The organism is Gilvimarinus sp. 2_MG-2023 (assembly GCF_030547685.1).
Taxonomy (GTDB): domain Bacteria; phylum Pseudomonadota; class Gammaproteobacteria; order Pseudomonadales; family Cellvibrionaceae; genus Gilvimarinus.
Map to the genome: position 1 here is coordinate 25,729 of NZ_JAUOQM010000021.1, position 23,261 is coordinate 48,989.

Annotated in this window: 23 protein-coding genes; 11 read left to right on the plus strand and 12 right to left on the minus strand. The window is 52.3% G+C overall.

Annotation, left to right across the window (positions count from 1 at the left end; genetic code table 11):
* Window positions 1–47: 47 nt before the first annotated feature.
* Together Q4526_RS04610 and Q4526_RS04615 are read left to right on the plus strand one after the other, a co-directional pair.
* Window positions 48–1,025: a DUF6635 family protein gene (locus tag Q4526_RS04610; protein ID WP_215975729.1), complete on the plus strand. Its 978-nt coding sequence runs from the start codon at window positions 48–50 to the stop codon at window positions 1,023–1,025.
* A gap of 63 nt (window positions 1,026–1,088) precedes the next feature.
* Window positions 1,089–1,574, plus strand: coding sequence for a TspO/MBR family protein (locus Q4526_RS04615; protein WP_215975730.1), 486 nt, complete (start codon window positions 1,089–1,091; stop codon window positions 1,572–1,574).
* 41 nt (window positions 1,575–1,615) lie between these two features.
* Here Q4526_RS04615 and Q4526_RS04620 read toward each other — a convergent pair whose 3' ends face one another.
* From Q4526_RS04620 to Q4526_RS04630, 3 genes are all read right to left on the minus strand, one after another.
* The gene (locus tag Q4526_RS04620; protein WP_215975731.1) at window positions 1,616–2,773 is read right to left on the minus strand and encodes an AI-2E family transporter; all 1,158 of its coding nucleotides are present in this window, start codon (window positions 2,771–2,773) and stop codon (window positions 1,616–1,618) included.
* 83 nt (window positions 2,774–2,856) lie between these two features.
* A complete protein-coding gene (locus Q4526_RS04625) occupies window positions 2,857–3,777 on the minus strand; it encodes a response regulator (protein ID WP_215975732.1) in 921 nt (306 codons plus the stop codon).
* A complete protein-coding gene (locus Q4526_RS04630) occupies window positions 3,774–5,087 on the minus strand; it encodes a sensor histidine kinase (protein WP_215975733.1) in 1,314 nt (437 codons plus the stop codon). Before Q4526_RS04630 ends, Q4526_RS04625 begins: the two co-directional genes overlap by 4 nt.
* Window positions 5,088–5,481: 394 nt before the next feature.
* Between Q4526_RS04630 and Q4526_RS04635 the strand changes: the two genes are divergently transcribed.
* Together Q4526_RS04635 and Q4526_RS04640 are read left to right on the plus strand one after the other, a co-directional pair.
* The gene (locus Q4526_RS04635) at window positions 5,482–6,801 is read left to right on the plus strand and encodes an ammonium transporter (protein ID WP_215975734.1); all 1,320 of its coding nucleotides are present in this window, start codon (window positions 5,482–5,484) and stop codon (window positions 6,799–6,801) included.
* Complete coding sequence (locus tag Q4526_RS04640) at window positions 6,798–7,466, plus strand: hypothetical protein (RefSeq protein ID WP_215975735.1); 669 nt, start codon at window positions 6,798–6,800, stop codon at window positions 7,464–7,466. Before Q4526_RS04635 ends, Q4526_RS04640 begins: the two co-directional genes overlap by 4 nt.
* Window positions 7,467–7,513: 47 nt before the next feature.
* Here Q4526_RS04640 and dxs read toward each other — a convergent pair whose 3' ends face one another.
* From dxs to Q4526_RS04655, 3 genes are read right to left on the minus strand one after another with little or no spacing between them, the layout of a single operon-like run.
* Complete coding sequence (gene dxs, locus Q4526_RS04645; RefSeq protein WP_215975736.1) at window positions 7,514–9,397, minus strand: 1-deoxy-D-xylulose-5-phosphate synthase; 1,884 nt, start codon at window positions 9,395–9,397, stop codon at window positions 7,514–7,516.
* 42 nt (window positions 9,398–9,439) lie between these two features.
* The gene (locus Q4526_RS04650; protein ID WP_215975737.1) at window positions 9,440–10,324 is read right to left on the minus strand and encodes a polyprenyl synthetase family protein; all 885 of its coding nucleotides are present in this window, start codon (window positions 10,322–10,324) and stop codon (window positions 9,440–9,442) included.
* A complete protein-coding gene (locus Q4526_RS04655; RefSeq protein WP_215975738.1) occupies window positions 10,324–10,566 on the minus strand; it encodes an exodeoxyribonuclease VII small subunit in 243 nt (80 codons plus the stop codon). Before Q4526_RS04655 ends, Q4526_RS04650 begins: the two co-directional genes overlap by 1 nt.
* A 194-nt stretch (window positions 10,567–10,760) precedes the next feature.
* Here Q4526_RS04655 and pomA point away from each other — a divergent pair, with 194 nt between their 5' ends.
* The 6 genes from pomA (at window position 10,761) to Q4526_RS04685 (ending at window position 16,785) form a co-directional block, all read left to right on the plus strand.
* Complete coding sequence (gene pomA, locus Q4526_RS04660) at window positions 10,761–11,525, plus strand: flagellar motor protein PomA (RefSeq protein WP_215975739.1); 765 nt, start codon at window positions 10,761–10,763, stop codon at window positions 11,523–11,525.
* Between the two features lie 14 nt (window positions 11,526–11,539).
* A complete protein-coding gene (locus Q4526_RS04665; protein ID WP_215975740.1) occupies window positions 11,540–12,520 on the plus strand; it encodes a flagellar motor protein MotB in 981 nt (326 codons plus the stop codon).
* Between the two features lie 408 nt (window positions 12,521–12,928).
* Window positions 12,929–14,332 carry an MFS transporter gene (locus tag Q4526_RS04670; protein WP_303609535.1) on the plus strand — a complete coding sequence of 468 codons (1,404 nt, stop codon included), beginning with the start codon at window positions 12,929–12,931 and terminating at the stop codon, window positions 14,330–14,332.
* Between the two features lie 65 nt (window positions 14,333–14,397).
* Window positions 14,398–15,024, plus strand: a complete 627-nt coding sequence (locus Q4526_RS04675) for a YigZ family protein (RefSeq protein WP_215975741.1) — start codon at window positions 14,398–14,400, stop codon at window positions 15,022–15,024.
* 185 nt (window positions 15,025–15,209) lie between these two features.
* On the plus strand, window positions 15,210–15,770 hold the full coding sequence (locus tag Q4526_RS04680) for an HNH endonuclease (protein WP_215975742.1): 561 nt from the start codon (window positions 15,210–15,212) through the stop codon (window positions 15,768–15,770).
* Between the two features lie 67 nt (window positions 15,771–15,837).
* Complete coding sequence (locus Q4526_RS04685) at window positions 15,838–16,785, plus strand: sugar phosphate isomerase/epimerase (protein WP_215975743.1); 948 nt, start codon at window positions 15,838–15,840, stop codon at window positions 16,783–16,785.
* A gap of 69 nt (window positions 16,786–16,854) precedes the next feature.
* On the opposite strand, the gene Q4526_RS04690 is transcribed toward Q4526_RS04685, so the two are convergent.
* From Q4526_RS04690 to Q4526_RS04715, 6 genes are all read right to left on the minus strand, one after another.
* The gene (locus Q4526_RS04690; protein ID WP_215975744.1) at window positions 16,855–17,730 is read right to left on the minus strand and encodes a transporter substrate-binding domain-containing protein; all 876 of its coding nucleotides are present in this window, start codon (window positions 17,728–17,730) and stop codon (window positions 16,855–16,857) included.
* 80 nt (window positions 17,731–17,810) lie between these two features.
* On the minus strand, window positions 17,811–18,158 hold the full coding sequence (locus tag Q4526_RS04695) for a hypothetical protein (protein WP_303609536.1): 348 nt from the start codon (window positions 18,156–18,158) through the stop codon (window positions 17,811–17,813).
* 204 nt (window positions 18,159–18,362) lie between these two features.
* Window positions 18,363–19,151, minus strand: a complete 789-nt coding sequence (locus tag Q4526_RS04700) for a hypothetical protein (RefSeq protein WP_215975746.1) — start codon at window positions 19,149–19,151, stop codon at window positions 18,363–18,365.
* 292 nt (window positions 19,152–19,443) lie between these two features.
* On the minus strand, window positions 19,444–20,244 hold the full coding sequence (gene cysE, locus Q4526_RS04705; protein WP_215975747.1) for a serine O-acetyltransferase: 801 nt from the start codon (window positions 20,242–20,244) through the stop codon (window positions 19,444–19,446).
* An 86-nt stretch (window positions 20,245–20,330) separates the two neighbouring features.
* A complete protein-coding gene (locus Q4526_RS04710; protein ID WP_215975748.1) occupies window positions 20,331–21,323 on the minus strand; it encodes a serine/threonine protein kinase in 993 nt (330 codons plus the stop codon).
* 69 nt (window positions 21,324–21,392) lie between these two features.
* Window positions 21,393–22,064 (minus strand): ComF family protein, encoded by a 672-nt coding sequence (locus tag Q4526_RS04715; protein ID WP_215975749.1) that lies wholly within the window; start codon window positions 22,062–22,064, stop codon window positions 21,393–21,395.
* 113 nt (window positions 22,065–22,177) lie between these two features.
* Between Q4526_RS04715 and bioB the strand changes: the two genes are divergently transcribed.
* Window positions 22,178–23,248 (plus strand): biotin synthase BioB, encoded by a 1,071-nt coding sequence (gene bioB, locus Q4526_RS04720; RefSeq protein ID WP_215975750.1) that lies wholly within the window; start codon window positions 22,178–22,180, stop codon window positions 23,246–23,248.
* Window positions 23,249–23,261 lie beyond the last annotated feature (13 nt).

The window sequence follows — 23,261 nt, forward strand, 5'->3', positions numbered from 1 at the left end:
TTTGTGCTGTCATCCTGCGCAGACCAATTAATGCTAAAGTAGTGTTCATGACGACCCCACCGATCACAACCTCTTCTCGCACTATTGAGCAGCCCAGTCAGGAGGCTCTCATTGCCGCTATTCATGCCGGCGTGGCGAAGTATTTTGCCGAGTGCCGGGCACGCGTGCCCAGTTTTGTAAGTCGACACTTTTGCTATCCTGGCGCCTGGCGTACCAATCGTCATGGTTTGGGGTGGGATATGCTGCGCTCGCCTCTCAATCTTTTGTGGGTGCCATTTTACTTGGCGGCGCACTTGCTTGCCTGGGGCCTAGATAAACTCAGTTTACGACAACCGGCAAGGTTATTGCGTCACTGTCCTGTGGGGCTGCGTACCCGGATTCAGCAGTACCTTATGGCCTGTGCCGAGCGCGACCTGCTATTGCGCGACCGCGACGATGGCGAATCTGGCAGTAGTCGGCTGCGCGAGTGCATTGTTGAAGCGATAGTTGAGGCTGAGCACTTGGACTCGCTGCCGGATGAACAAGAAGCTTTGTTGGAAAAAAGCCTGAATGATGCATTGGCGCAATACGCTTTAACCCGTACCGCCAATGCGGATATTAGCAATACAATTATTGCCACCATCGCAGGTGCATTTACCTTGCAAAAATTCACTCCGGGCGGTATTGCCATCGGCTTTGCACTGGCCGGTTTTTTGGCCAACCGCCTGGCGGCTTGGAACTTCTTTCTAGGTCAGGGCGTGGGGCAGTGGTACTACGCCCTGTTTCCGGTTACGCCGGGTATCGAATTGGTTGTGCTGTCTACTTTGGGTGTAATGTTGGTGTTTGCGGTCTTGGCCTGCTTTTCCGGGCTGTTATCCGATCCGGTACAGGCGCTATTGGGCATTCATCAGCGCCGGCTCTATCGAATGCTCGATGCTTTGGAACGCGATATTAAAGCCAGTACCAGCGGCAGCTTCCGCCCCAAAGATGCCTATCTGGCTCGTCTAATGGATATTATTGATGCCGCGCGACAGGGGGTGGGCTAGAGTGATCTTAACGACGGTGATTTCGTACTCTTGTTATGACTGTACTCTAAGTAGGAGAGTTATATGGTTTTACTAAAGGCTAAGGGGTTAAGTTTGCTCGTTTGGCTGGTTGTGTGTTTTGCCGCGGCTTTTATTGGCGGCTTAGCGTCAGTGAATGCAGGTGCGTTCTATGGCGAGTTGCGCCAGCCGGCTTGGGCGCCGCCGGGGTATGTGTTTGGGCCGGTGTGGACCTTACTTTACGCGCTGATGGCGGTTGCCATCTGGCGTGTGTGGGTGCGCGCCCCCGCACTGCGCCAACCTGCAGTATGGCTATTTTTGTTGCAGTTGTCCGTTAATGCGCTGTGGAGCTGGCTGTTTTTTGCCTGGCAGTTGGGGGCGGCCGCCTTGTTGGATATTGTTGTGCTATTGAGTTTGCTTGTTGCTACGGTGTGGCAGTTTAGGCGGTTCGATAAAACTGCTGCCTGGTTGTTGGCGCCGTATGTTGGATGGGTGAGTTTTGCCGGGGTTTTAAACTACACCGTGTGGCGGCTTAACCCCGGCTTGCTCTAGTCTTTGGTTAGCAAACTATTTAGTTAATAAGGCTATAGAGGCTATGGTTGGTCTGTTTCATTGGCAGAACCTTCTGCCTGAGTGTTGGCCTCTAGGGTTCCCTCTGTTTCTGGTCTATCGTTTTCTATTAGGAGTGTATCCCAATCCTCATCCACATTAATTTCGCGCATAAATATGCCCCAAAAAGCGATAAATAAAGCAGCGATTAAGGGACCAATCACAAAACCATTAATGCCAAACAGCGCCATACCGCCCAGGGTTGAAAGCAGTACGATGTAATCGGGCAGTTTGGTGTCGCGGCCGACTAAGATGGGGCGCAGTAAGTTGTCGACCAACCCGATGACACCGGCGCCGAAGCCCACCAAAATAATCCCTTGTATGTAACTTCCTGTGGCTAAAAGGTAAATTGCCACCGGCCCCCAAATAATGGCGGCCCCTATGGCGGGTAACAAAGAGGCAAATGCCATGACAACTGCCCACAGTAGGGCGGCGGGAATGCCGAGTATCCAGAAAATAACCCCTCCTAGAGCGCCCTGAGTCATGGCGACCACAAGGTTACCTTTGACGGTGGCGCGGGTGACTTCGGCAAATTTGGCGAATAATAGGCGTTCGCGGGTGTCGCCCATGGGAAGGGCGCGCACCATTAATTCTTTGATGTTGTTGCCATCGCGTAAGAAAAAGAAGGTGAGGTAGAGCATTAAGCAGAAATCCAGTACAAATTTGAACGCGTTTGAGCCGATATCAAAGGTGTATTGGGCGATAAATTTGCCGCTGTTCATGGCTAGGTCGACGGACTGGTTTTTTAAATCAGAAAAATTAACGCCAAAACGTTCGAACGTCTGCTGGATCGCTGGGTAAGCATTTTGAAATTGTTCGATACGCCCGGCTAGGTCAAATTCACCCGATTCTATTTTTTGATACAAGTCCGCCGCTTGTGTGACTACGGAGCTGATTAAAAATATCACCGGAATAATCACAATCACTAAACACATGGTCAAGGTAATGAGTGCTTGGCTATTGGGGCGGTGATTAAGCCCTTTCAATAGACGCGTCTGGATGGGGTGGAAAATAATCGCCAGAGCGCAGGCCCAAAAAATGGGGCCAAAAAAAGGCTGCAATATCCAGAGAAAGGCGGCCGATACAATCAGCAGTAGCGCGAGAAACGACTTAATTTCCAGATTCTTTTTAAGTTCTGACATATCCTTACCCAGTGTCGATAAAAGGGCATCATAAGGCAGTGGCGGGGCGAAGGCCACCCCGACCAGCAAGGCAGCATTGCCCGTTATGCTGCGCTGGTTCGCATCCGCTCCAAATAGCCGCGCACTTTGCCCATAAGGCTGCGGTTCGTACTCGGTTCAGGGGTCGGATCGGTGTTGGCCTCGACTTTATGGCGACGCAACAAGGCAGGCTTGTCTTGCAGGGATTGACGGTGTTTGAGCGCTGAGCTGATGCTGTCGTACAGCATACGGCGCGATAAAGGCATAGGCAGTACCCGAAACACCTGGGCGCGGTTAATCAGCTTAATAAGATGGTTGGTGTCGGAAAAGGCGGTCACCACCAGAACAACTAGCTCGGGGCGGCGCTGTTTCATTAGAGCCAAGGCTTCGGAAATGTCCCCTTCGGGTAAAATGAGATCAGTCAGTAAGATCGCTTTGGGGTGTTTAATCAATAGCTCCATCGCATCGTTGACAGTGGTGGCGTAACCGACTCGATACTCGGGCTTCTCCTTGGCAATAAGCTGGGCCATGGCTTTTTTGCTGTGCAGCACCACAATGTCGCCGGCATTCGGTTTGGCTTTTGCGGGCTCAGCAATGGCCTGTTTTGTTTCCCGGGCGATGGCCACGGCTTCGTCCAGGGTTTTGCGCAATTCGATCAGGTGCCAGGGTTTTTGTATGTAGCGGAAGATTTCGCCATCGTTAATAGAGCCGACGATGCTGGCAAGCTCGGCGTAGCCTGTAAGCAGAATGCGAACTGTGCCGGGGGATATATCCCGTGCACCGCGCAATACTTCTACTCCGGTCATCATTGGCATGCGCTGGTCCGAGATGATGACATCGACCGCGTGGTTTTTTAATAGCTCCAATGCGTCGCGGCCGTCGCTTGAGGTAAGCACGTTATAGTCGCGTCGAAAGGCCATCTCCATCGTCCTTAAAATACGACTTTCGTCGTCGACAAACAATAAGGTGGGCTTAGCTGCCGTCATATTGGCTCCTCCGTGGATTGCGAGCTTTGCGTTTTAGGTAAGCGGATGACAAATTCAGTGCCTTTGCCCTCAACCGAGCGCACATTGATGACGCCCTTGTGCTGTTGAATGATCTGGTAGGAAATCGACAACCCCAGACCAGTGCCTTCCCCCACTTTTTTGGTGGTAAAAAAGGGATCAAAAATCTTTTTGCGCACGGCCTCTGGCATGCCGCGCCCATTGTCGAGAATATGAATATCGACGCAGTCATTGCGCACGCGTGTTTTAACTTTAATTTTGCCCCAGTTGTCGATGGCCTGGGCGGCGTTGGTAAGAATGTTGAGCAGAACCTGATTGATTTGCGAGGATACGCACTCGATCACAGTGCCGTCTTGGTAGTCTTTTATCACCTGCGCTTTTTGTTTAATGATATTGCGGCCAATATTTAGAGCGCTATCGATGCAGTCATTGAGATCGACCTCTGACATTTTAATATGATCAATGCGGGCAAAGTTTTTCAGGTTGCCCACCAGCTCCCCGATTTGATCCAGTCCGTGCAGGCTGTCGGCTACCAGTGTGCGCAAATCCTCAATCATACCTTGATCAACCGTCTCGTTGATGCTTGCGGCGTTGACGCTAATGGCCTGAGTGATGGTCTCGTCGTTTGGCTCATCGGCGAGAAGGGCGGCTACCAGCGCTTGGTTGCTTTGGGTCAATTGCTCAATGTGTTCTTGCAAGCTTGCCGCCAGTTCTACATTGGATTGCACATAACCCAGTGGCGTATTTATCTCGTGCGCAACGCCGGCGACCATCTGACCGAGCGAGGCCATTTTTTCCGATTGAATCAAATGAGCTTGCGACGATTTAAGACGATGGTTGGCCGTTTGTAGGGCGCGGTTGCGTATCTCGGCGCGCTTTTCAAGCAGCTCCAACAGCGACAGAACCATTCCCATGCCGTAGTACTGGTTTTCGCCGGTGATGATCACAAAGTCTTCGGTGATAGGGTTGTCGATGTGGGCGTGAACATAGCGGCTGGCCTCTTCGATATCGGTATTGATGTCAATGAGCAGCGGCTCTTTGTTCATAAAGTCACCCACCGGCCGGGAGCCGTAAATTTCGCGTCCGTAGGACTGCAAAAATATCCGCATAATCGCATAGCGGGAAATGGTGCCGGCTACCTGACCCGCAGTGACCACGGGCAGACACAGCAGTGCCCGATAATCTTCCGACAAAAACAGGTCGGCAACATCTTTAATGCGTGTTTGCGGGGTTAGCGGCTCAACGGATACGGCTAGGTCGCGAACCCGTTGGTAGGAGACGGCAATGTTCATTTTCAATCCTTAAAATGATCTCTAATAGGCAATACACGCTCGCTGTAGTGGGTGTATCTCTGTGAGCATCAATGCCGAAATATTGAGCAGTGTGAAGGCTCAATATGACAGGCAAGTGAATGCTCTCTGGCAAAGCCACTGTAGTGCAGGATTGGCGCATGAGGTGATGCCTTTGCTCTGCATTGGTGCGGGGTTTTGGTGTCAACGCTGACTAGATTGAGCGGGATATCTGCCAATCACTTGCAAGTTATTAAGAGGTAAGAAAAAAAGTACAGTGGCACGCAAAATGCGTTAAAGCGAGAGCAAAACCATAATTGCACCATCGTATAACACACGGTGGTACAACCGGCGTCAAAAAACCAAGCCGGCCATGAGAAAAACTAAGAGAATGCCCATGAAGAATGTACTGTCCCCACTGCTCAGCGCTGTGTTGCTGCTGTGTGTTTGTCCTGCGCTGGCGGCTGACTCGGTCGCCTCGCAAACCTCCGTTGATACTGTCTGGATTATTGTTGCTGCCGCTCTCGTATTTTTTATGCAAGCGGGTTTTGCCTTGCTTGAAAGTGGTATGTCGCGCGCCAAAAATACAGTTAATGTCATAATGAAAAACTACGCAGATGTCTGTGTAGGTTCGTTGGTGTTTTGTCTGGTTGGGTTTGGCCTGATGTTTGGTGCTAACCCAACAGGTTTTTGGGGGACCGACCACTTCTTGTTAAACCCTGACTTGGAGTGGGACTGGTCGGTCGTATTGTTTCAGGCCATGTTTGCCGCCACAGCTGCAACCATAGCCAGCGGTACTATGGCTGAGCGAACCCGGTTTAATGCTTACTTAGTAGCCGCCTGTGTGGTGATGGGATTTCTCTATCCGGTATTTGGCAGTTGGGCGTGGGGCAGTGCTTTTGAGGGAACCGGCTGGCTGGCCGAGCTCGGCTTTATCGACTTTGCCGGGTCAACGGTTGTGCATTCGCTAGGTGCCTGGGTGGCGCTCGCCGGGGCTTTAGTGGTGGGGCCGCGAATCGGTCGCTTTGACAGCGAAGGGCGTGTGCACCGAATTCCGGGCCATAACTTAAGCTATGTGGCCATGGGCGGCTTTATTCTCTGGTTTGGTTGGTTTGGCTTTAATGGGGGGAGTACTTTAGGGGCGGATGTTTCTATTGGCCTAATTAATCTAAATACTCATTTGGCCGCCTGTGCCGGGGCCGCCGGGGCGCTATTAGCTTGTGCGCTGGGGCGTAAACCCATATTGGTGGAGCAGGTGGTAAACGGCTCGATAGGTGGCTTGGTCAGTATCACTGCCGGTTGCGCCACTATGGACCCATTGTTTGCGGTTGTGACCGGGTTGATAGCAGGCTTAGTGGTGGTGTATGGATCTCGTTTATTGTTAAAAATGCGAGTTGACGATGTGGTGGGGGCGATCCCTGTGCATGGTTTTGCCGGTGCCTGGGGCACCATTGCCGCCGGTTTGTTTTATGCCGAAGATATGCTTTCAATAGAGTTAGTGATTGTACAGTGCATAGGAGTACTGACCTGCTTCTTGTGGGCCTTTGTAGGATCTTTAATTATCTACGGATTGGTTAATTGGGTGATGCCGCTGCGGGCCGAGCCTTTGCATGAGCAGCGCGGCTTAGATATTACTGAGCATGCTGAGCTGGGGTATCCTGAGTTTACTAAAGGCAACGCTTATAACGAGAAAACACTGGAGGTGCTCGAACGATGAGTGCCACCCCAGTGCAAATACAAAAGCGGCGCATTGTTTACACGGCTTTGTCTGACTTTTTGCAGGGCGAAGAACTGGCTAAAGCGTTTCAGTTGTGGGAGCAACAGTACGCTGATAAGCCGGTTTTTGCCCTGAATGAGTATGTGGGTAAGTTATCGATGTTGGCTAGCAATTTGGGCCCGCGCAAAGAAGTCATCCGCGCCTTATTAAACCTCAGCCAAGATCCGAGCTCACAGACACTTTTGCCAGACCCCGCACCCTCAATCGGTGTGATGAAAGATTTGTCGGTTCGCGAAAGTGCCCCACGCGAGTATCCCGAGCGGTTAGATAAAGTGTTTGAGCATTTTTTAGTGGCGCTAGAAACGGTTATGCCCAGTAATATTTTTTTGCAATTTCGGTTAAATTTTTTGGTTCGTTTGGCCGACATGCCGTTAAACCCCGCCTTGAAAACACGCCTGCGGAGTTGGTTTGATAGCGATGGTGCGAGCAAGTCGTTTTCGGTGGTATGCGCCTCGCCTGAAATTCGGCGCGTGGTGAATCAGCTCTATGTGGTGATGTGTGAGTTGTTCGGCCCGGTACAGGCAGATGATATGTTGGAGCGCAGTGTCGAGTGGCTCGAGCGCTACCACCCCAATTGTGTGCGAGATATTCGGCGTTTCTTATAGCTTGTGCTGGCGTTCATTGTTGCAACAGTTAACGCCGGTGAGCTAACTCAAAGGCCCCCTAAGTGGCGCCAGCCAAGTTGATCGAGTCTTTGGTTGATGGCACTTTTTATGCCTTGTGCGTCCAGTCCCTGGCTGGCTAATTGGTCGGCTTGGCTGGCGTGGCCGACAAACTCATCGGCCAAGCCGAGTTGTAACACCGATGTCGTGTTTTGCTGGCTGTGCAAATATTCGGTGACTGCGGAGCCCGCTCCACCGGCGATGGCGTTCTCCTCCAGTGTTACCAGTAGGTTATGGTCGCGGGCTAGCTGATCGATCAATTCAGTATCAAGCGGTTTCACAAAACGCATATCGCACAGGGTTAAGCCCAGCTCGGCGGCGACTTTTTGCGCGCAAGTGGCCAAGGTGCCAAAACATAGTAGCGCGGCGCTGGTGCCCTGTCGCTTGATAATGCCCTTGCCAATTGGCAGGGCGTTCATGGCTTGTTCAATTGCAGTGCCGGCACCGCGCCCTCGGGGGTAGCGCACCGCGCTTGGCCCCTGGTGCTGGAAGCAGGTGTACAGCAGTTGTCGGCACTCGTTTTCGTCCGAAGGCGTGGCGAGTACCATATTGGGAATGCAGCGTAAAAAAGAGATATCAAAACTGCCGGCGTGGGTGGCGCCGTCTTCACCGACCAAGCCCGCTCGGTCAATGGCAAAGGTGACATCTAACTGTTGCAGGGCAACGTCGTGAATTAATTGGTCGTAAGCACGCTGTAAGAAAGTAGAGTAAATTGCCACTACCGGCTTTTGGCCTTCACAGGCTAAGCCTGCCGCTAGGGTTACCGCATGCTGCTCTGCAATAGCGACATCGTAGAAGCGTTCTGCGTATTGCTCGGCAAACTCCACCATGCCGGAGCCTTCACACATGGCCGGGGTGATGCCCACCAAGCGCGGTTCCACCGCCGCCATATCGCACAGCCACTGGCCAAATACAGCTTGAAACTTGGGCCGGTTGGGGACGGGTTTTTTCGGTGCGGGTTCGAGCTTGTTGAGTGCATGGTAGCCGACCGGGTCTAGCTCGGCGGGCTCGAAACCTTTGCCTTTTTGGGTGATAAGGTGCAACAGCTTTGGGCCTTTGACACTGCGCAGATTGCGTAAATAGCGCACAAGAGATGGCAGGTCGTGACCGTCGATGGGGCCGATGTAATTAAACCCCAGCTCTTCGAATAAAGTGCCCGGTGAGACAAACCCTTTAAAGTGCTCCTCGGTGCGCCGGGCAAACTCCCACGCCGATGGAATTTTGGTGAGCACTTGCTTGCTACCCTCGCGCAGAGAGTTGTAAAACTTACTGCCCCAAATCTTAGATAAATACGTGGCCAAACCGCCGACATTGGGCGAGATCGACATATTGTTGTCATTGAGAATGACCAGTAGGTCAGCATCGGTGTGGGCGGCGTGGTTGAGCGCCTCAAAGGCCATGCCGGCGGTCATGGCGCCATCGCCGATTATCGCAGCACATTTGCGCTCTCCCCCAGCCAGCGCCATACCTAAGGCCGCACTGATAGAGGTGCTGGAGTGGCCCACCCCAAAGGTGTCGTATTCGCTCTCTTCGCGCTTGGGAAAGCCGGATAGGCCGCCCTCTTGGCGCATGGTGAGCAACTGCTCACGGCGGCCGGTGAGGATTTTATGGGGATAGGTTTGGTGGCCCACATCCCACACGAGGCGGTCTTCGGGGGTGTTGTAAATGTAATGCAGAGCAATGGTCAGCTCGACCACGCCGAGGCCAGCTCCAAAATGCCCGCCGGTTTGCCCGACGCTGTACAAAAGAAAGGCGCGCAACTCTTCTGCCAGTTTGGGCAGCTCTTTTTCGGTGAGCTCACGCAAATCAGCGGGGGAGTCGATGCGGTCAAGCAACGGTGTTGCCGGGCGCGTTTGAGGTATTTCGTTCAGCATTTGGGTACGTCGGTTATCGCAAACGTGCCATTGTAGGCGCCACTAGTGTTCACGCTCAACCACATATTGCGCAATTAGGTGTAAAGCTTGGGTGTTGCCCGGTAACTGGGTGAGACTGGAGAGCGCTTCTTGTTGCAGTGCGCGGGCTTTTTCTTGAGCCGCTTCCAGCCCCAGCAGCGAGACATAAGTAGGCTTGTTGCGAGCTTGATCCGCACCTTGTTGTTTGCCTAGTGTTTGAGTGTCGGAGGTGATGTCGAGAATGTCGTCTTGCACCTGAAAGGCCAGCCCCAGTGCGCGACTGTAGCGAGCCAAAGCCGCTAAGTGAGCATGAGTGGCTGCACCCAACTGAGCACCCATGGCGACGCTGGCGTCAATGAGTGCACCGGTCTTGCAGCGGTGCATATGCTCAAGCTGAGCCAGAGTCAGGGTTTGGTTGACGGCGGCCAAATCGATGGCTTGCCCCAGTACCATACCGCGCGCGCCAGCACTTTGGGCGAGGGTTTGGATTAAGCTGATGCGGGTAGTAGCGCTGACTTCGGGGGCTTGAGCCAGTAATTCAAAAGCCAGCGTTTGCAGAGCGTCGCCGGTGAGAATAGCGGTCGCCTCATCGAAAGCAATGTGGCAGGTTGGTTTGCCGCGGCGTAAGTCGTCATCGTCCATAGCGGGCAGATCGTCGTGCACCAAGCTGTAAGCGTGAATCGCTTCAATGGCGCAGGCCAAGTGGTCGAGAGCGGAGTGGTCTCGCTCGGCGTTGACGGCATAAAAACCGGCAAATACCAACAGTGGGCGAATACGTTTACCGCCGCCGGCCAAGGCGTAGTGCATGGCCTCGCTGAGGGGGTTGTCGCGAGTTGTGGGGATGGCTTGGGTGAGAGCCCGATCAATACGCGCTCGAACCGCCTTTGAAAAGTCTGCGTAGGCGGACATTACAGTGTTTCCGGCTGGTCAAAATCGTTGAGGGTTAATTCGCCATTTTGCTCAAGCAGCAGTTTTACCTGTGTTTCGGCATCGGTTAGGCGCTGTTGGCATTCGCGGGTTAGTTTTATGCCTTGCTCAAAAGCTTTCAGTGATTGCTCCAGTGATAGCTCGCCGGACTCCATTTGGCTGACAATGCTTTCTAGCTCTTGTAGAGAAGTCTCCAGCTCGACTTTTTTTTTGGTTGCGGGCATAACTAAACCTGTTACTTGGGGGATTGCGTCCTTAATGTTAAGGGCTTGTGGCCGATAAGTAGGGTGTATCCCATGAATGTGGGCTTATTATAACGCTTTTAGAGCTGTTTTTTATTTTTACTGTCGACAGTGGTTTGCGGCTAGAATAGATGGTAAGTATGTCAATATATCCAGAGGCCGTTAAGGAGTAAGGTGTGGATTTAGCAACACTAATTGGGCTGTTGGGGGCCCTCGCCCTGATCGTCACCGCGATGTTTATGTCGGGCGAAGTCGGTATGTTCGTCAATGCCCCGTCTCTGGTGATTGTGGTCGGGGGGAGTATCTTTGCGGTGATGGCCAAGTATGGTTTGGGCCAGTTTTTAAGTGCGTTTAAAGTCGCCGGAAAAAGCTTTAGCAATAAGCTGGACGATCCGTTGGATATGATCGATGAAATCGTCGATCTGGCCGATGCGGCACGTAAAGGTGGCTTGTTATCGCTGGAAGGCAAAGAGGTGACCAACGGCTTTCTGCAAAAGGGCATTCAATTGCTGGTGGATGGTCACGACCCCGATGTGGTGCGTACGATGCTATCTAAAGATCGTTCGCTCGCGGAAAAACGCCACACCTTGGGCTCTTCAATTTTCGCCTCCATGGGGGACGTGGCGCCGGCCATGGGGATGATCGGGACGCTGATCGGTCTGGTGGCTATGCTGGCGAATATGGATGACCCGAAGGCGATTGGCCCGGCCATGGCAGTGGCTTTGCTGACCACTCTTTACGGTGCCGTCATTGCCAATGCCATTGCCCTGCCCATAGCCGATAAGTTAAAGCTGCGCGCGACGGAAGAGTATTTGATTAAAAGTATGATCATCGACGGTTTGCTGGCTATTCAAAATGGCCAGAACCCACGGGTGATCGACACTATTTTGCGCACCTATTTGCCGGAGCGTAAACGCGAAGTCGCCGATGCGGCGGAGTAGCGGGAGTAGCGACAATGGATGAAGAAGAGAACGAATGCGAATGTCCCCCCGGCCTCCCGGCTTGGTTGGCGACCTTTGGCGACCTAATGTCGCTGCTGATGTGCTTTTTCGTACTGCTGCTTTCATTTTCCGAGATGGACGCGATGAAATTTCGCCGCCTGGCGGGCTCTCTTGCCCAGGCGTTTGGGGTCCAAGCTCAGATTAACGTCAACGAAATACCCAAAGGCACCAGCATCATTGCCCAGGAGTTTAGTCCGGGCAAGCCCGACCCGACCCCGATCACCGAGATTTATCAGCGCACCCAAGACATTACCAAAATGAGTCTGGAGGTGCGCGACGCCGAAGAGTACGACATTGAGCGCGGTGAGCCCAATGTCGATGACAGCGCCAAAGACCGGCTGCAAAAAATCATCGAGGGCCTGGTAGAGCAAACCCGCCAAGACGCTGCCGAGCTGGCCAGTAAGCTGGAAGAGCAAATCGCTAACGGTGAACTTGAGATCGAAACCGAAGGCCGACAAATTATTATTCGCATCCGTGAGAAAGGTTCATTTGAGTCGGGCTCGGCACGCCTAGCGCCTGATTATTACGACGTTATCGACGAAATTCGCGCTGTATTGATGCTGAAGCCTGGGCGCATTCAAGTCCAGGGGCACACGGATAGCGTGCCCATTAGCTCGTCGCAATTTCGCTCTAATTGGGATTTATCCGCTATGCGGGCCGCCTCGGTGGCATCGCAGTTAATGCGCGGTGGTTATTTACAACCTGGGCGCTTTGAGGTGTCCGGATTTGCCGACGTTAGACCGCTGGCGGCTAACGACAGCGCCGCAAGCCGAGCTCGCAATCGCCGGGTGGAAATTGTGATTCGGCAAGGTCTGCAGGCGGAGCTGGCGCCGCAAGATATGGAGCTGCTGCAAGAGGAAGGGGATGACATTATCCGAAATCTGGATATAGAACCCCAGTACTTATTCGACCTGGATCCGGAGGAGGTATTCTAAAGTGTGCCGAGGATTTTGTGAGACATATCCTACAAATGCTAGTGACAATGGCGCCTTTTTTTATTCCCTCGACCTTGCCATAATTTAACCAAGGACTAAGACATATGGACGTGAGGCAAGGAGTAGACGGATCTCGCCATCAATGAGCCCAAGGCTGGACTCCATCCTGCAGAACCCTACAACAGGCCCCCTTGTTGTAGGGTTTTTCTTTTCTGGGGCCGATAAGTGCCGGTTTATCTTGTCGTTTGCTAAGGTGGTATGGAGCCGTAGAGGTAGATTTCCCCGCAACCCGCCCAGAGTATGGTTAAATAGAACGACTAAAAAATCACAATAAAAAGCCGGTGTTATGCATAGCGCAGCGCCGGCTTTTTTGTGGTTGTCCGTTTTATAACTGCACGATGGGGTTTTGTGAGACAAACATCCAATCCAGATGAGTCGACTTCGCGCTGGTCAGTGCTGATTATGGTCTGTTTGGGTGCTTTTATTGCCCCGCTGGGCATGGCCTCTGTCAATGTGGCGATACCAGCCTTGGCCGAAGAGCTGTCGGCCAATGGTATTTTGGTCAGCTGGATTCCCACCGCCGTCTTGGTGGCCAATATCGTCTGCATGCTACCCGCTGGTAAGCTGGCCGACATTTGGGGCAGAAAGCGTGTTTTTCAGTTGGGCATAGTAATTAATGCTCTCGCCGGCATCAGCGCTTTTTTTGCTACTGATATGTTGTGGTTGCTCGCCATGAGATTTATGCAGGGCACCGGCTCGGCGATGATCTTCGCGACCAGTATGGCCATGCTAATCTCAGTTTTTCCGTCTCACCGTCGAGGTTTGCCTCTGGGGTTAAACGCCGCCTGTATCTACTTAGGTTTAACGCTGGCGCCCGCTTTAGGGGGGTGGGTTACCCAGTTTTGGGGGTGGCGCTATGTGTTCTTAATGCCTTTGCCGCTGGTTGCGGTGGTACTGGCACTGTCGTATTGGCGCGTAACTGATGAATGGCGCGAGGCCAGTGGAGGGCGTTTCGATTGGCCGGGCGCTTTACTGTTGGCGGCGTGGGCGGTGACATTAGTATTAGGCTTTACTCATCTGCCGAGCTGGCAAGGCATAGCGACCTTGTTGGCATCGGTGCTGTTTTTTACTGGATTTGTGGTATTACAAGTGCGCTCTAAAGCGCCGCTGATTCGTGTGCAAATGTTCACAGAGTCCAAGTTCTTTTCCCTGTCATTAGTGGCAGCGGTGTTGATGTACGCCTCCAGTTACCCATTGGGTTTTTTGCTCAGCCTGTATTTACAATATGTACTTGGGTTGAGTGCGGCCAATGCCGGGCAGGTTATGCTCTCGCAGGCTTTAGCTATGGCCTGCGTGGCACCATTTGCGGGTAAATTGGCCGATTTTATCTCGGCGCGAATATTAACCTCAGTGGGTTGCGTGATGACATTGCTAGGCTTGTACCTGCTGCATCGACTACAGCTCGGAAGTACGGCTATCTATATCAGCGTGGCACTGGCGTTAGTCGGGGTCGGGTTTGGTTTTTTCTCCAGTCCCAATAATCACGCGGCGATGCAGGCGGTGAGTGCCTCCGAGGCAGGCGTCGCCTCGGCGACGTTAAATTTGGCACGGGTTAGCGGCAATTTGGTCGGGATGAGCTTGGTTAACTTAATCGTTTATTCGTATATTGGCGAGCGAACCTTGAGTAAAGCACTCGCGCAGCCGATATTGTCGACTTTTTTGCAGGCTCTGGAGTTATCCATGACGTTTGTCGGTTTGGCGCTGTTGGTCTCAATTATGCGGGGGCGACTGTCGGAGGAAAACTCGGGGTAGGTGCGCTCGGTCGGAACAGGTAGAACATGAGATAATCGATTTTAAATACTCAAGCTGAGGCAGAGATGGCCCAATCGTATCAAGCGCTGGCTCAGGCGTGTCGTTATCTTTATGAAGAAAAACGCAGTACTTTTACTGCTATCCTTACGCCGGTAGAAAGCCGTGAGGATGCCATGGCAGTGCTGAATGAAATAAGGCAAGCCCACCCAGGGGCCAGCCACTATTGCTGGGCGTATATCGTCGGTAGCGCCCAGCAGCCCAAATTAGTCGCCTTTAGCGACGATGGCGAGCCCTCGGGTACAGCCGGAAAACCCATTTTAAATGTGCTCACTCATCGCCAGGTGGGCAACTGTTTGGCTGTTGTGGTGCGTACTTTTGGTGGAGTAAAGTTAGGGGCGGGTGGTTTAGTGCGAGCTTACGGCGCCAGTGTTTCCCAAGCGGTTGACATCGCAACACTGCGTCAGGTGGTACCGCAGCAATCGTTAAAAATTGACGCACCTTTCGCGTATGAGCAAAAAATTCGCCTAGCGCTTAATGAACAGCAAGCCACATTAGAAGACGTTGCCTATGCTGAAGGTGTCAGTCTTAGTGTTTGCCTGGCTGAAGATCGCGTGGCCGCGCTTATCGATCATATACGATTATTGACCTCCGGTCAGGCGAGTGTGGATCAGTCCCCCGAGGGTAATACTTAATTGAGTCGGTAGTCTTTGCGACGGGTGATTAAAGGGCTCTTAATTGAGTAGGCAACTCGAGCAAAACACGGTACATTTGACACACTAGCGTCACAGTTATTCGACACAGTAGTGTGTATGGCGAGTTTGTCAGGTCTTTTGCCAATCCTGCATCACATCCGTGGTGAAAACGACAGGAGGTGCCCATGGACGAGAGGATATTGCGGCTTAATATTGCCGGGCAGCCGATAGAATGGCTGCATTGGCAGGACGCGGTTTGCCTCTATGCTCGTGACTTGGTGGCTTGGAGTTTAGGCGGCCCGGTTCGCAACGTGGTGGGCGGTTACGCCCGCTGTAGTCATCTTCGTTCACAAATTACCTTGCCAGCCATTATTGCCTGCGGCGGAAGTCGCATTGCTCGTTATCGGCACATTCCCCCCTTAACCAACCGCGCACTGTTCGCCCGCGATGACCACTTGTGTTTATACTGTGGTAAGACCTTTACCACAGGTTTGCTGTCGCGCGATCATGTCCACCCTCTCAGTCGTGGTGGTAAAGATATTTGGCAAAATGTGGTTTCGGCCTGCAAACGTTGCAATCAACGTAAGAGCAATCATTTGTTGCAGGATATTGATATGCAGCTATTAGCCTTGCCATTTCGCCCTAATATTGCTGAGTATCTAGCTTTGACCAACTCAGAGCGGATTCGCGGTGATCAGATGGAATTTCTTCGTCCGCAGTTTTCAGAAAATCGCCAGTGGCATTGAGAAAATTAAGGTAAAATGTTCTGCATGCTGGTGTGATAAATAATAATTCAACGATCGAGGTAAATTTATGGCGCAGATGTCTCGTCGCCAATGCTTGGCTGGGCTAGGCTCCATATTTGCAGGTAGTGTCTTGGCGGGTGGGGCGCCAACTTGGGCGGTTGCCCCCAAACCCTACCATTTTGATATTTCTTTGGCGCAATGGTCCCTTAATAAATCTTTTTTTGATAAATCCTTAAGCACGCTGGATTTTCCCGCTGTGGCTCGTACCAGCTTTGATATTGGTGCGGTGGAGTATGTGAATCAGTTTTTTATGGATAAGGCCACGGACTCTGTTTTTTTAACGGCATTGAATCAGCGCGCGGCCGATCACAATGTGAAAAGTTTGCTGATCATGGTAGACGGAGAAGGCGATTTGTCGGTGGTGGATGATAAACGTCGTCGCCAGGCGGTAAGCAACCATTATAAATGGGTCGAGGCGGCCGCACACTTAGGCTGCCATAGTATTCGGGTGAACTTACATGGTTCTGGGCGGGCCGAGGATTGGCATCGCTCTTCGGTACAGAGTTTATCTGAGTTAAGTGAGTTCTCGGCCACCATGGGAATAAAAATATTGGTGGAGAATCACGGGGGGTTTTCATCACACGGTGCCAAGCTGGCGGGCGTATTGGCACAAGTGGGTTCACCGTTTTGTGGGTCTATGCCCGACTTCGGCAATTTTTGTTATCAGCGCGCCAGTGGCGACTTGTGGGATTCGCCTTGTGTAAAAGAATACGATATTTATCAAGGTATTGCCGAGTTGATGCCCTATGCCGGCGCGGTGAGTGCAAAAGCGTATCGGTTTGATAGCGAAGGCAATGAATCCCAAATTAATTTTCAGCGCATCTTTAATATTATTAAAGCGGCCGATTATAGGGGCTATGTTGGCATCGAGTACGAAGGTCATGAGCTGTCAGCCGAAGATGGCATACGGGCGACCAAAAAACTGATCGAAAGGATACGGGGGGAGCTGGCTTAACAATAATGACATCAAAAATGTAGGGGGGCTGTTTGCGGCTGCCTTTATTGCTGCGTTGTAACACCTTGGTTATTTCAGAACCTTCCAGTGTGCTATTTGAGGGTGATGAAAACCGCTTTCCCGGTAAGCCCTCTCCAGCGTGCCGCTGGCTTTTAACTGTGCCAACCCCTTCTGTAGTGCGACGAAGTAGGAGTCTCCCTCGGGGTGTTTAGCGCTAACGATCCAGTGGCGACTACCGGTCAATGCCACTTTGATGCCGGGTATGGGAATCAGCCGTCCTTCGCTTTGGTTAATCGCCATATTATTACCCGGTTGAAATGGCGCTAGAGTGATATCCGCACGGTGAGCTGCCAACATTCGCACCATGGATACCCAGGTATTGGTTAAGTAGATATTGTCGAAACCCAATTGTTGCAGGGTTTGTATGTCGGTTTTCCAATGGGTGTTGCTGACGACTTTAAGAGTGGCAAGTGCTTGGCGTTCGGTGTTAAGTGCTTTTTGATTGTTATGAGCGGTATACAAGCCGACTTGAAAGTCGCCGTTTTCAATGACCGGATCTGATAATAATATATCTTTACCCAGATCGTGGGTGTCGGCTTTCCAGGTTAACGCACCAGAGCTTATAAGTTCCCCTGCCGCCACTTGGTGCAAAGTTCGCCGGTAATTTTCCTCAGGCACGATCTCTAATGGTTTGTGATATCCGCCCAAGTGCAGTGCTTGATGTAAGAGCACCAGTTCTATCACGTCTCTTCTGGCACCCTCTCCGCCATAATAATCTATCTCGGTTGGGTCACGGCCCGCGGTGAACAGGTCGTAATCGCTTAGGATGTCAGTGGTGGCGGTTATGCGGGAGGCTTCGGCAATTAATTCAGGCGCAGCAGTAAGCAACCAAAGCGTACATAGCAGCGCTAGAGGGCGACGGCTTTGCAAGAGGGGGGTGGCCACAAATCGCCTCCGGTCATAATAGTTGAGGGTCACTCCTTAATTATAACGGACTTGCAGTTTTGTGCTGAGCTCACAGAGTTTTAATCGTAAATAACCTGCCCGCGATAAATTCTGGTTTTATGCTGCGGTTGTGCGTGGTTTGACGTGTAATCTGGGCTGGGTACCGTGTTCAGACTGACTTGTCCGCGATAGACCTTGACTTGCGATCGAGAGGCTGGCTGATCTGGGACTTTGGGGGCATTAAGGCGCTGCAACCAAGTGTCGCCAGCCATCATTAATAATTCTTTGATAAGCGCACGAGTGACATTGTCTTTGGAGTCGGGGTAGTGACTAATAAGTTCATTGAGTACCTCAGGGTTAGCCAGTTTTATACCCGGCTTGAGGCTCGATGGTGCGCGACGGCGCAGCTCTAATATTAAATCTATCATGGGCTTACTGTATTGCATTAAGGGCCTCGGGCAGTCATTTTTAGTGTATTGCAATATGAGCAGTACAAGATACAAGCAATAATGCCGCCAACAATAAAATCCACCTGTAGCGGTGCATGCCGTTGGCGATACCGTGAATCTATGCGCCTAAATGGAGCGGCTGCACTGTGGGTGGGTCAAATTAGGTGCGCAAGTGGATGTGTGCTAATCAAATGACAGATCTGCAGGTTTTATGGTGGGCGGCAGTATAGCCCAATGCTGTGTTTTATTATTAAAGAAGCCAGCTTGTCGATAAGCTCGGATAACTGTGCCCTGTTCGCGCAATGCTGAAAGCCCTTTTTGTAATGCTTGAAATAAATGTTGTCCTTGAGGGTGAGTTTGACTGACGAGCCAGTGGCGCTGGCCGGGTATATGTAAGCGTATATTCTGAACGGGAGTCAGTGTGTCCTCATCTGCCTCCATCGCCAGGTTGGCGCTGTTGGGGAAGGGCGCCGCAATGATATCGCCGCGTCCTGCCTGTAACATTCGCAGCATAGATCGCCAATCAGAGCCGTAGACAACATTGTTAAAGCCGGCAGTGGTGATGGCGTTGATGTCGGCCCGCCACTGCAGGCTGGTTATGATGGGGTGCTCGGTAATATTGGCGATGGTTAGTTGGGCCAGCTCAGGGCGGGACTCTAAATGATAGAGGCCGACGAGAAATTCACCGTCGCGGATCAAAGGCGTAGTGATGAAAAGATGTTGTTTTAAAGGTTCGAAGTCGAGGTACCACTTAGTGGTGCCAGTGCTGATAATTTGCCCTGATATTAATTGTCGTAATGAGCGACGGTAAGAAATCTCCGGGACAAAATTTATCTGACCTTCAAACCCACCAGCAGCCAGTGCTTGTTGGAATAGAATGACCTCAATGACATCGCGTCGACTGTGTGTGCCACTGTAATCTTTAACGGTAAGCGGGTTACGGCCATCTAAAAAGAGTTGATAGTCAGCCAAAATGTCATTGGCTACAGCGACATTTATTGCGTTATCGGAAACTTGCCCATGGCTAAATACGGCAAAAGCCGTTAATAAAAAAACAAGTAGCCATCGTCCTGTGCGTTTTGCGTGTCCCTCTCGGTGTGAGGTGTATAGCAAGTGACTAAAGCCCCTCGATTGTTTGGCTATATGGTTCGCTCGATAGACGCAGTGGTCAATGGCAAGCTGCGGCTGTAACTAAGTGGTTACCTAGAGTGATGCGCCCCTAGTGGTGTTAAAAATCAAAGCAAGGGTTAAGCCATTTTTTTGATTACTGCTCAATGGTGTGATTCATTGCCCGAGAAGGGTGGCTGCAATCGGCCGAGCCAACCACTTTTGCAGGCACTCCCGCCACGGTCGTACGCGCGGGCACGGAGTGCAGTACGACGCTACCGGCACCCACTTTAGCGCAATGGCCAATTTCAATGTTGCCGAGAATTTTAGCACCTGCACTGATAAGTACACCGCTGCGTACTTTGGGGTGTCGGTCGCCGGTTTCTTTGCCGGTGCCGCCGAGGGTAACCGCTTGCATAATGGAGACGTCATCTTCCACCACAGCGGTTTCTCCAATCACAATGCCGGTGCCGTGATCGAGCATAATGCCGCGGCCAATTTGTGCGGCCGGGTGGATATCCACCGAAAACACCATAGAGATACGGTTTTGCAAAAACAGCGCCATTGCGTGACGATTGTTTTTCCAGAGCCAATGCGCAACACGGTAGGCCTGTAGGGCGTGAAAACCTTTAAAAAATAAAAACGGGGTGGTCAGAGAACAGCTGGCCGAGTCGCGCTCATTGATGGCTTGAATATCCGCGCGTACCGCGGCACCAATGTCACTGTCTTGAGCTAGAGCATGGTCTATAACTTCGCGTACCGATATGGCGGGCAGGGCTTGGCTTTCTAACTTGTTTGCCAAGTGAAAACTGAGGGCATCTTCCAGCGAGTGATGATTGAGTATGGTGGCGTATAAAAAGCTTGCCAGCATAGGCTCTTGCGAGGCCTGTTCAAAAGCGCGCTCGCGAATCTCATCCCACACAGGGTCTGCGCTGGCGGCAGCCGTCTCGGTTGTCATGCTAACTCCTAAGGCCTGTATACATTAATCGATGGTCTGCCATTATTGGGGGTGGGCGGCGAAATATCCAGCCCTAGGCTTGGTGTTCAATAAACACTTAAGGCTGGTTCGTCTAGGGCAGCCAGTTGCTCGCGTAACTCCAGTATATGCTCGGCCCAGTAGCGCTCAGTGTTAAACCAGGGAAAACTGTGGGGGAAGGCTGGGTCGTGCCAGCGTCTGGCCAGCCAACCGGCGTAGTGCATAAGGCGCAGTGTGCGCAAAGCTTCAATAAGCAATAATTCGGCACTGTCGAAGTCACAAAACTCTTGATAGCCCTCCAAGATTTCCGCCAGCTGAGCGGTTTGCTGGGGTCGGTCGCCTGACAGTAGCATCCATAAATCCTGTATCGCCGGCCCGTTACGCGCATCGTCGAAGTCGACAAAATGAGCGGTATCATCGCGCCAGAGTATATTGCCTGGGTGGCAGTCGCCATGCAGTCGGATTCGCTGGTAATTCACTTTGCCGAGTATTGAGCGGCAGCGTTCAATTAAATCGCGCCCCAGGGTTTCATACGCAGGTATAAGCGATTGAGGGATAAAATCATTACCCAGCAAAAAGTCATAGCTGGCTTGGGCAAAACTTTCGGTGTCCAGTTCCGGGCGCTCGGCAAACGGGCTGACCTGACCTAAGGCGTGAATGCGCCCCAGTGCCCGGCCGAGGCTGAGCAGATGATCGAAGTTGTCCAGTGTTGGGGCGTGCCCGCCTTGGCGCGGGTAGAGTGCGAAACGGAAGCCGGCGTATTCATGCAGAGTTGATTCATTCAACTGGCTCGGGGGGACTACCGAGACGCCCAAATCGAATAGGGCTTGAGAGAAGCGGTGTTCTTCCAAAATTTGCTCATTGCTCCAGCGTTCGGGGCGGTAGAACTTGGCAATCAGGGGAGCCTGCTCTTCAATACCCACTTGGTAAACCCTGTTTTCGTAGCTGTTGAGGGCAAATACACGGGCATCGCAGGTGTAGCCCAAATGCTCAACAGCATCCATCACTAGATCCGGCGTCAGTGTTTCGTAGGGGTGGCCCGTTTGGGTTTCGTCGCTCATAAGCCGCTCTGTTGGGTAAAACGGCTATTGTACGTTGTCGTGGCCGCTCTGTGTCCAGCACCTAGTGGTTTACCGTGCGCTTGGTGTGCGCGCCAAGGCCCAAATATACACTTGGCTGGCCCCAGCGCGGCGCAGTTGCTTGCTCAATTGGCGCGCTGTGGTGGCGGTGGTGACAATGTCATCGACTAACGCGACCACTTGCCCTTGCAATGGTTTGCAGGCAAAACATTGTTTGAGATTTCGTGTGCGGTCTCGCTTTTTTAGGCCGTGTTGGGCAGGTGTGGCGCGCGTTTTATGGAGTATTTGGGTGTTGATGTGCATATTTAAGCCGCGAGCGGCGGCTGTGGCCAGGCGTTGTGATTGGTTATAGCCACGCTTAATGTGACTGCGCCAGTGAAGTGGGGTCGGTACGATAAGGTCGGGCTTGGGGGCGTGTCGGGCGATAAAGTGCGCGAACAGCTCGGTCATTAGTTTTTCTGAGGCAAGGCAGCCACTGAATTTATAACGGCCAATCAGGTAATCCAGCGGGAACTGGTATTGAAAGGGAATAAAAGCGCGCTCAAAGGCCGGGGGCTTGGCTAGGCATTCGCCGCAAAAAGGCGTGTCGGCGGCCATTGGCAATGCACACTGCTGGCATTGGCGCTGACCAATTAAGAGCTCGCTTAGGGCGTTGTGGCAATCTGGGCACAACCGGTCATGGGCGGGCTGGTGGCACAATAAACAGTGGGGGTGAAATAGCATTAGTTAACCTCGAACTCCATTTCAGGTTGACAGCGCTCGCTGGCCCTCTATTATGGAGCCTTTAAAACAGTCTAATCCTAATCTGCGCTCTGCGCACTAACTGTGGACTTATTATGAACGCCCCTGTCAGTCATGCGCCTGTTGGCGCTGTGCGCCACGATTGGACGCGCAATGAAATATTGGCGCTGTTTGCGCTGCCATTTAACGACTTGTTGTTTCAGGCGCATACCGTTCATCGGGCGCACTTTAATCCTAATGAGGTGCAGGTCAGTACCTTGTGCTCCATTAAAACGGGCGCCTGCCCGGAGGATTGTGCTTACTGCCCGCAGAGTGCTCGCTACGACACCGGGCTTGAGCGCGAAAAACTGATGCAGGTCGAAAAAGTTGTAGAAGAGGCGCGTGCGGCCAAGGCCTCTGGAGCGACCCGCTTTTGTATGGGGGCCGCCTGGCGCTCGCCCAAGGGTAAAGATATGCCCTATGTCACCCAAATGGTGCAAGAGGTAAAGTCCCTTGGCCTGGAAACCTGTATGACCCTGGGTATGCTGGATCAGGATCAAGCCAAGTCGCTGGCCGACGCAGGGCTCGACTATTACAATCACAATTTGGATACCTCGCCGGAATACTACGGTGAAATTATCACCACTCGCACCTACCAAGATCGCTTGGACACACTGGCCAATGTGCGTTCGGCGGGCATGAAAGTCTGTTGCGGCGGCATCGTCGGTATGGGTGAAGAGGCGGGCGATCGCGCCGGTTTGCTGCAGCAGTTAGCCAATATGGCCGACCACCCCGAGTCTGTACCGATTAATATGCTGGTTAAAGTCGAGGGCACACCGCTCGATCAACTGGATGACCTTGATCCACTGGACTTTGTCCGCACTATTGCTGTGGCACGCATCATGATGCCAGAGTCCCATGTGCGCCTGTCGGCGGGCCGCGAAGAAATGAGCGATGAAATGCAGGCAATGACGTTTTTTGCCGGTGCCAATTCCATTTTTTACGGCGAAAAGCTATTGACCACGGCTAACCCCGAGTCCAATAAAGATATGCAGCTGTTTTCCCGCTTGGGTATTCAGCCTGAGCAGCGCCATGTGCATGACGATGACAGCGCCGTGGCCGCACAAATTTCCGATGCCCTCGAGGCGTCTCACAACGACCAGTTCTTCTACGACGCAGCCAAATAAAGGCAACTTGCGC